The following is an 8,132-nucleotide window of genomic DNA, read 5'->3' as shown; positions in this document are numbered from 1 at the left end:
TATTCTCGAAACGCTACGCTCAATCGGCTACACGCTGGAAGTAGCCATTGCCGATATTGTGGATAACTCGATATCCGCCGGATCGACCAAAATAGATATTCATTTCGAGTGGGAAGGCCCGGATTCGTGGATTACGATTGCGGATAACGGCAGCGGGATGAGCGAAACCGGAATCGTCAATGCCATGCGTCCCGGTAGCCACAATCCGCTGGCGGAGCGCGAACCTCACGATCTGGGCCGCTTCGGGCTGGGATTGAAAACGGCTTCTTTCTCCCAATGTCGTCGGCTGACTGTGATCAGTCGCCTGCCCGGCGAAGTACCCGCCCACTGGTGCTGGAGCCACGACCACGTGGCCGCAACCAACCGCTGGGAGCTAATCCAACAACTCGACCAACCCCAATTATTTGAAGAATGCCAAAAGCTGCCGGGCGGCACAATTGTCCTGTGGGAGGATATGGACCGTCTGACGAAGGGCACCGATAAAGACAACGCCAAGCACCTCGCCAATTTCCTCAAAGCCGCCGCATCGGTCAAGCAGCACCTGTCGATGTTTTTCCACCGCTTCCTGACGCCCGACCGCCTGAAAATAGACTTCAACGGTAACCCGGTCGAACCTTGGGACCCGTACATGCACGGGCAACCCGGTCTGCAACCGCAAGCCGAAGAATCGATGGCGGGCGGTCAGGTACTGGTCAAGGGCTACGTACTTCCCCATATTTCCCTTCTCACTTCTGCCAACCACGAAAAAGGCGGCGGGCCGGGCGGCTGGAACGCTCAGCAGGGTTTTTACATCTACCGCAACGAGCGGCTTTTGGTGGCGGGTAGCTGGCTGGGGATGTTCAAGAAAGAAGAGCATTACAAACTGGCCCGCATCCGGCTGGACATTACCAATCAGCAGGATACCGACTGGCAAATCGACATCAAAAAGTCGGTGGCCCGTCCGCCCGACGCCTTGCGCGACGAACTCCGGCGCATCGCCGACAGCGTACGTCGGCTGGCGGTGGAGGTGTATCGCCATCGTGGCAAAGTACTACAGCGCAGCCTGACGCAGACGTACGTTCCGGTTTGGCAGGAAAAAGTCAGGCGAGGGAGGCACTTCTACGGTATCAACCGAGAACACCCAGTTGTGCGTCAGGCTCTGGCCGGACCCAACACAACAGGGTTGATAGCACTGATGCGAATACTTGAAGAGACGGTACCCATTCCCTTAATTGTATTAAATGAAAGCCGAGAACCCAATGCTCAACCCGTTTCCTTTGACACCACAGAAGTCGATCTTTTGAGTGTTATGAAGCTGGTTTACAATGGTTTACTCATGACAATGAATGAAACAGAAGCTCGGCGTCAAATCCTGATGATTGAACCTTTTAATGACCACCCTTACTTACTTGAAAGTCTATGAATGCTGATTTAGTAAAAAACTGGGCTTCTTCACGGCTGGCTGGAGAAACTGAACGTTCTGAAGCAATTATAAGAGAAGTTGTTGACCAGATTCTGGAATTGGCACCTGCAGTTAAACCTGAACGCGAAGCAATCATAAGGTACCTGAGTGCCAACTTTTCGGTTTCGCAGGATGCTTACCAAATTTTGGATAATCCTAAGAATAAACCCAAAGCATGGGTCAAGTCTGAACGTGCTTCGAATAATCTTACTTGGGAGTTCTGGGAGCGTTATAAGTATTTTTTACAACCGAAACTTCCGGCACCAACCTTAAATAACCTTGATGATTTAACCGATTCAATTCTTGACAGACTTGTAAATCCTAAGACATCTGGTTCATGGGATCGCCGTGGTATGGTAGTCGGTCAAGTACAGTCAGGAAAAACTGGGAATTATATTGGTCTGATTAATAAGGCTGCTGATGCCGGCTACAAATTTATTATTGTTCTGGCAGGTCTTCATGATACTTTGCGAACACAAACCCAAATTAGAATTGATGAAGGTTTTTTGGGCTTTAATCCAACTAAGTTGTCTCTTAGTTCTAATAAAGCTAATTATCTTATTGGGGTGGGAAAATATAATAGGAAATTAATCGCCCATGCACTAACGACTAGCGTAGGTGACTTCGGTAAGCCTTTGGCGGAACGATCAGGTTTTTCAATTCATAGTTCCGATCCTATCATTTTGGTAGTCAAAAAGAACGCTGGAATTTTGAAAAATCTCGTTAAATGGTTAGCTATCAGGGCTGAAACGAGAGATGACAAAAAACTAATTGAAAATACTCCGGTACTGATTATTGATGATGAAGCGGATAATGCTTCGATCAACACCAGCAAGCACTTGGTTTCAACCATAAATGGCTTAATTAGATCATTACTATCTCTATTCGAGCAATCCGCATACGTTGGATATACAGCTACTCCTTTTGCCAATATCTTTATTCCAATTGAGCCCGAGGAGATTATAAAGGGATTAAATATCAAAATTTCCAATTTTGAATATAAAGTTGGGGAAGATTTATTTCCACGCGATTTCATTATAAATATCCCAGCTCCTTCCAATTACATTGGTCCGGCTAAAATATTTGGCTTATCCGCTGTTGCTTCCAGTGAGCGGGCTGAAGAACCTCTGCCTGTTTTAGTTAATTTAAATGATCAAACTACTGGTTTTAAGGATGATTATAGGCACTTTGTCCCTGACAAGCATAAAAAATATGACCCTTTACCGGAGCAGATACCGACTTCTTTGGATTATGCAATCAAGTGTTTTTTGCTAGTTTGTGCAGCAAGAAGGGCAAGAGGGCAAAATAACCAACACAATTCGATGTTAATACATATTTCTCGCTTTGTACCTTGGATAGATAGAACGGCTTCGCTTGTATATGCAACTTTGAAAAATTATCAAAATCAGATCGAATTTGAAACGAAGGATAAATTATTAACTGAACTGGAAAGTATCTGGCAAAAGGATTTTATGCCGACGACTGCTGGAATTATAGAGAGTCAAGAGGCAGATTTAAATGGTTTCAAAGATACCGAAATAACACAGGTTGATTGGATACATATTAAAGAAAATTTGTTCGCGGCAGCTATGCTTATTGAGGTGCGAGCGGTTCATGGTCAGAAGAAAACTATCGGGCTTGAATATACTAACATAAAAACGTTAGATTATTTCGATGCGGAGCAGGAAAATCCTCCCCGATTCATATCGGTTATTGCCGTTGGCGGCGACAAGCTCTCACGCGGACTTACACTGGAAGGATTGAGTATCAGCTATTATCTTCGCGCATCAAAAATGTACGATACGCTAATGCAAATGGGGCGCTGGTTCGGTTATAGGCCAGGCTACGTAGACTTATGCCGTTTATTCACATCCTCAGAGTTAATTGGATGGTATAAGCACATTACAATTGCTTCGGAAGAAATACGTGAGGAGTTTGACCAAATGGTAAGATTAAACAAAACGCCCGCTGAGTTTGGGTTTAAAGTTCGGACCCATCCAGGTGTACTTACCATCACGGCCGTCAATAAATTTCGTGATGCTCGTACTATGTGGCTAAGTTATTCAGGACAACTTGTACAAACAAGAAGGTTTAAAATTGAGGAGAATTTGTTTCGCCATAACTTGGCAGCAACAGAACAGTTTCTGAATCAATTAGGATCTACTGTGACTCCGCTCAATAAAAAATCTGCTAGGAGATTTAACAAAGTATGGGAAACAGATAGCTTCACTATTTGCCAGTTTTTGAGCGAGTACCATATTGAATCAGCAGTAATGAATACCTCTAAAATTACTGAATACATTGATAAGCAGTCAGCAAATGGCAAATATCTTACAAAATGGACGGTGGTATTGATAAACAATAGTCAAGCCAAAGAAGAAGATAAATGGCCCTTTTTTATTAACAATAATTCTGAGAAAGTCGGTTTGACCAATCGTGGAAATGCGTCTAGCGATTGGCAAAGTTTTTATGAAATCAGTAAAGCACAATTACTTTCTCCTCCAAGCGGTGATGAATATATCGACTTAACAGAGGAGCAATTGGCTGATTCCGAAAAAAAGACAGAAGAGGATTGGAAAAAAAAGGGTAATGAAGATTCTCCAAAATATCCGAGTACTTTCCGTATTAAATACAGTCGGCCTTCGTCTCAGGGTCTTCTATTAATTTATCCGTTAAATCCGGTGGTGAAATTATCTGGGAATAAAGTTGAAGGAAAACCTTTGCACACCATTATTTCGCCAGTACCAGTAATAGGCTTAGCTGTAAGCTTTCCAAATATAGAACATGACGAAAAAATAGAATACGCTGTTAATCAGCAATTCATTGAGGATTTTGATTTCGAGTATACTCCCGAAATGGATAATGAATAGAATCCAACAGGTATGGCCGCAATTGGAAAATCAGACAGGGGTATTCCGGCGCATCCGCTATGACGCCACCAGCCCGTGTGATCTGAATCTTGGTCTCAGAATGCCCCAAAACGAACGGATGTTGGTACTACGCTTGCCATTGGCTTTGGCAAAGGGAATTCAAAGTCGTCCTCCCGCGCTCGGACTCAGAGTAGAGAAGGTAGGTGATCCCGACGACGATACCCGCTTCTTCCTGAATCTGGTATTGAGCGAACCACGCTTTGCCGAGGTGTTCGACGTACTACTGGAAGACCTGATTGCCCGGTTGATCGACATACCCGGCGACAGGCAGGTAGTTCGTGAATTCCTGAATCACTTGGATCGTTGGGAAGCGCTTTTCAGCCGCTACTCCTCCACGGGTCTAACTACGGAACAGCAAAAAGGGCTTTATGGAGAATTGCATTTACTACGCACCTTGCTGACGGCTTTAACCGATAAAACAAGTGTGCTTGATAGCTGGGTCGGGCAGGATGCGGCAGTGCAGGATTTCCGGGCCGGAAGCTGGGCCATCGAGGTAAAGACCAGCAGTCATGCTACGCACGAGCGATTCACCGTCAACGGGGAACGACAACTGGATGAATCGCCGCTGGAAAATCTGTTTCTGTACTACCTCAATCTGGACGTAAGAGTAAGAGGCGGGGAATCGCTGAACGCGATAGTCTCTACAATCCGGTCGATGCTGGCAGCTGAGGCGGCGCTTCTGTCAACCTTTAACCGAAAGCTGATCGACGCCGGGTATTTCGATGCTCAGGCTGATGTTTACGAGGAAAATGGCTACGTGATCCGCGAAAAATATATTTTCCGGGTTACCGACAGTTTCCCCCGCATTACCCCGGCCGATCTTCGCCCCGGCGTGGGCGAGGTACGCTACTCCGCCAGCCTGTCCGATTGCCTCCCCTACGAAATTACCGAACAGCAACTATTCGATACCCTTTCCTGACTATGGCCGCTTTTTCTGAACCGATTGCCCTGAAAAAATACTACGAAAATCTTCGCAACCAAGTATGGGAAAACCTGAACGCCAACGAAGAAGGCAGCACCCGCGAGCAGACCTTCACGCAATACGTCATCGACTTATTAGCCGAGGCGGGCGAAGTGGAAAACGCGCGCGAGTGCCACGATGAGAAGTTAAATAAAGCAGGGCAGCGAATGCACAAGATCAATGGCTATTCGCTGAGCGAAAATCTTGAAACGGTGCAGCTATTCTTCACCGCTTACAAAGGCAGCGAGCAAGTGCAGAAAACCTTTAAGGCTGAAATCGACAGCGCGGTAAGTCAGAGTTCCCGTTTTTTGAAAAATGCCCTGAATGGCTACTTCGAAGAAATGGAGCCTACCGCTCCGGCGTTTGATTTTGCCCGCGAACTAAGTAAGTCGGAAATCGATATTCAGCGGGCGGAAATATTCATCCTCACCGACGGCGAATGCGAGGTTGAAAAACCGAAAGATCAGCAAATCCGTAACGTGCTGGTGATGTACCGCATTATCGACGTAGGCTACCTGATGCGTTTGGAAGGCGGGCATCCCGATCCGATCGAGATCGATTTCGAAGAATTGTGCGGAGCCGCCATTCCCTGCCTCACCGTTCCCGCCAACAATGACGACTACCAATCGTACCTCGCCGTCGTGCCGGGCGATACGCTGGCCGATGTGTATTTACAATACGGAGCGCGGCTCCTGGAAATGAACGTGCGGTCATTCCTGCAATTCCGGGGCAAGATCAACAAAGGCATTCGCGAAACGATCATGAAGGAGCCGCATATGTTTCTGGCTTTCAATAATGGCATTGCGGCCACGGCGCAGGAAGTGGAACTGGTCGACCTGCCGCAGGGGGGTAAGGGCATCAAGTCGGTGCGGGAACTGCAAATCGTAAATGGCGGACAAACCACGGCCAGCATCCTGCACACCCGGCATAAAGACAAAGTCGGGATCGACAAAGTATTCGTGCAAATGAAGTTATCGGTCATCAAAAACCACGAAGAGGTCAGTACCATCGTCAACCGGATCTCGCGCTACGCCAACAGCCAAAACAAAGTGTCCGACGCTGATTTGACAGCCAATTCGCCCTTCCACATCGAAGTCGAGAAGCTGTCACGGATCATGTGGGCACCCCCGTTGCCCGGCGCGGGCCATCAAACCCGCTGGTTTTACGAGCGGGCGCGCGGCCAGTACCAGAACGAACTGGCTAAGGAAGTGACCAAAAAGCAGAAGTCCGTTTTCCTGGCGCAATCACCTAAAAATCAGGTTTTGGTAAAAGAAGATTTGGCCAAGTACGTCAATGTGTGGGCCGGGTTACCCTATCATGTGGTGCGAGGCGGGCAAAAGAACTACGCCGTTTTCATGAATTTGCTCAAGAAGAAAGACCTGAAACCGAACAATGTTTTCTTTGAGGATCTGGTGGCAAAAGCGGTGCTTTTCCGGGCGTCGGAAAAAATTTACGGCATCAAACCCAACGCCCTCGGCGATTTGCGTTACGTCACGGTTCCCTACACGCTGGCTTATTTGAATCAAGCCACGAAGGAGCAGCTCGATTTACTGAAAATATGGAAACAACAACGTCTGTCGGGCGAACTCGGCGAACAGCTTCGCAGTTTGATGATTCAGATTGAACACTTTATCAAATCACAGGCACCCGGCTCGCTGTACGGCGAATGGGCAAAAAAAGAAGTATGTTGGGAAGCAGTGAGCAAGCAGAAGTTTGACTTGGACCTGAACGCTTTGGCTGACGATTTGGCCAGTCCCGGCTCGCTCAAAAAACGGGAAGTACTTTCCGACGATGAAGCCAACGAAATCATCACCGACCAAATAACTGAGTACCTACGCGGAATTCCGGCCAAAGTTTGGAACGATATCGACAATTGGGGCCGTATTACGGGAAACCTGACTCCGCACCAGCGCACGGTGGCGCTCAATATCATGGCAAGGGTCAAATCAAACCGCTCGTTTCTGGCCAGTGAGTTACAGCACGGCCCGGAAATCATCGATATGGTCATAGAACAGGCTTCCGAACTTTTTGAGAATATCGATGAGGAAGAAGAGGTAACCGTTCAGATTTCAACCGAAGAAAAACCCTTTGTTTCACTCGAAGTAGTCCAGCAACTCGTGGCGTGGGATCGCCGAAATAAACGCTTGATGGTCTCTCATTTCCTGTACATGAAAGACATCGCCGAAGGACGGAAACCTTTGTCAGATTACAACATCGCGATGGTACAGCGAAACTTGGTCAATTTGGCGAGATTCGGCTTCAAGCCGGGTTCTGAGCCTATGGAGTAAAAAGTGCGGTCCAATTTCCTTTCCCTTCCTCCATCCTCCTTCTCTCCCTTACTCCCCTAAAACAATTCCCCCTGCCCCACCATCGGCAACCGCCCCGCCTCATAGCCCATCATCGCCTGTTTCCGCGCCGTCCCCCAGCGGTACCCACCCAAACCACCGGATTTCTGCAACACGCGGTGGCAGGGGATGAGGTAGGCCAGGCGGTTGCTGCCGATGGCCGTTCCCACGGCGCGCGAGGCAGTGGGCTGACCGATGGAACGCGCCACGTCGTCGTAGCTGACGAGCCGACCCGCCGGGATACGCAGCAGGGCTTCCCAGACTTTGATCTGGAAATTGGTGCCGCGCAGCAGCACGGGCAGCTGTTTGGTCGAGTCTTTCTCTGCGTAAAATAATTGCTGGATATAGGGTAAAGTACTTACGGCATCAGACGCGACGCTGGCACTCGGCCACTCCGAGCGCAACTGCGCCACAACTACCTCCGCGTCATCTATTTCGTCCAAAAACCGCAGGTC

General features: G+C 48.0%; 5 protein-coding genes. 4 read left to right on the top strand and 1 reads right to left on the bottom strand.

Going from position 1 to position 8,132, the window contains the following annotated elements; genetic code table 11:
• The 4 genes from ACEW8P_RS22740 to ACEW8P_RS22725 form a co-directional block, all read left to right on the top strand.
• A partial coding sequence (locus ACEW8P_RS22740; protein ID WP_373515363.1) for an ATP-binding protein occupies nt 1-1,402 on the top strand: 1,402 nt, incomplete at its 5' end.
• Entirely contained in the window at nt 1,399-4,311 is a 2,913-nt protein-coding gene (locus tag ACEW8P_RS22735; protein WP_373515362.1) for a Z1 domain-containing protein, read from the top strand. The genes ACEW8P_RS22740 and ACEW8P_RS22735, both read left to right, overlap by 4 nt.
• Entirely contained in the window at nt 4,304-5,290 is a 987-nt protein-coding gene (locus ACEW8P_RS22730; RefSeq protein ID WP_373515361.1) for a PD-(D/E)XK motif protein, read from the top strand. The genes ACEW8P_RS22735 and ACEW8P_RS22730 overlap by 8 nt, the downstream gene beginning before the upstream one ends.
• 2 nt (nt 5,291-5,292) lie before the next feature.
• Nucleotides 5,293-7,620, top strand: coding sequence for an AIPR family protein (locus tag ACEW8P_RS22725; protein WP_373515360.1), 2,328 nt, complete (start codon nt 5,293-5,295; stop codon nt 7,618-7,620).
• Nucleotides 7,621-7,676: 56 nt separating this feature from the next.
• Here the strand turns inward: ACEW8P_RS22725 and ACEW8P_RS22720 are convergent.
• Nucleotides 7,677-8,132 (bottom strand): methylated-DNA--[protein]-cysteine S-methyltransferase (locus tag ACEW8P_RS22720; protein WP_373515359.1); only part of this gene is annotated, 456 nt, incomplete at its 5' end.

The sequence above is a fragment of the Persicitalea sp. genome, assembly GCF_041751555.1.
GTDB lineage: Bacteria > Bacteroidota > Bacteroidia > Cytophagales > Spirosomataceae > Persicitalea.
The sequence above is the reverse complement of the archived record's forward strand: the minus strand, read 5'-3'. Positions and strand labels throughout refer to the sequence as shown.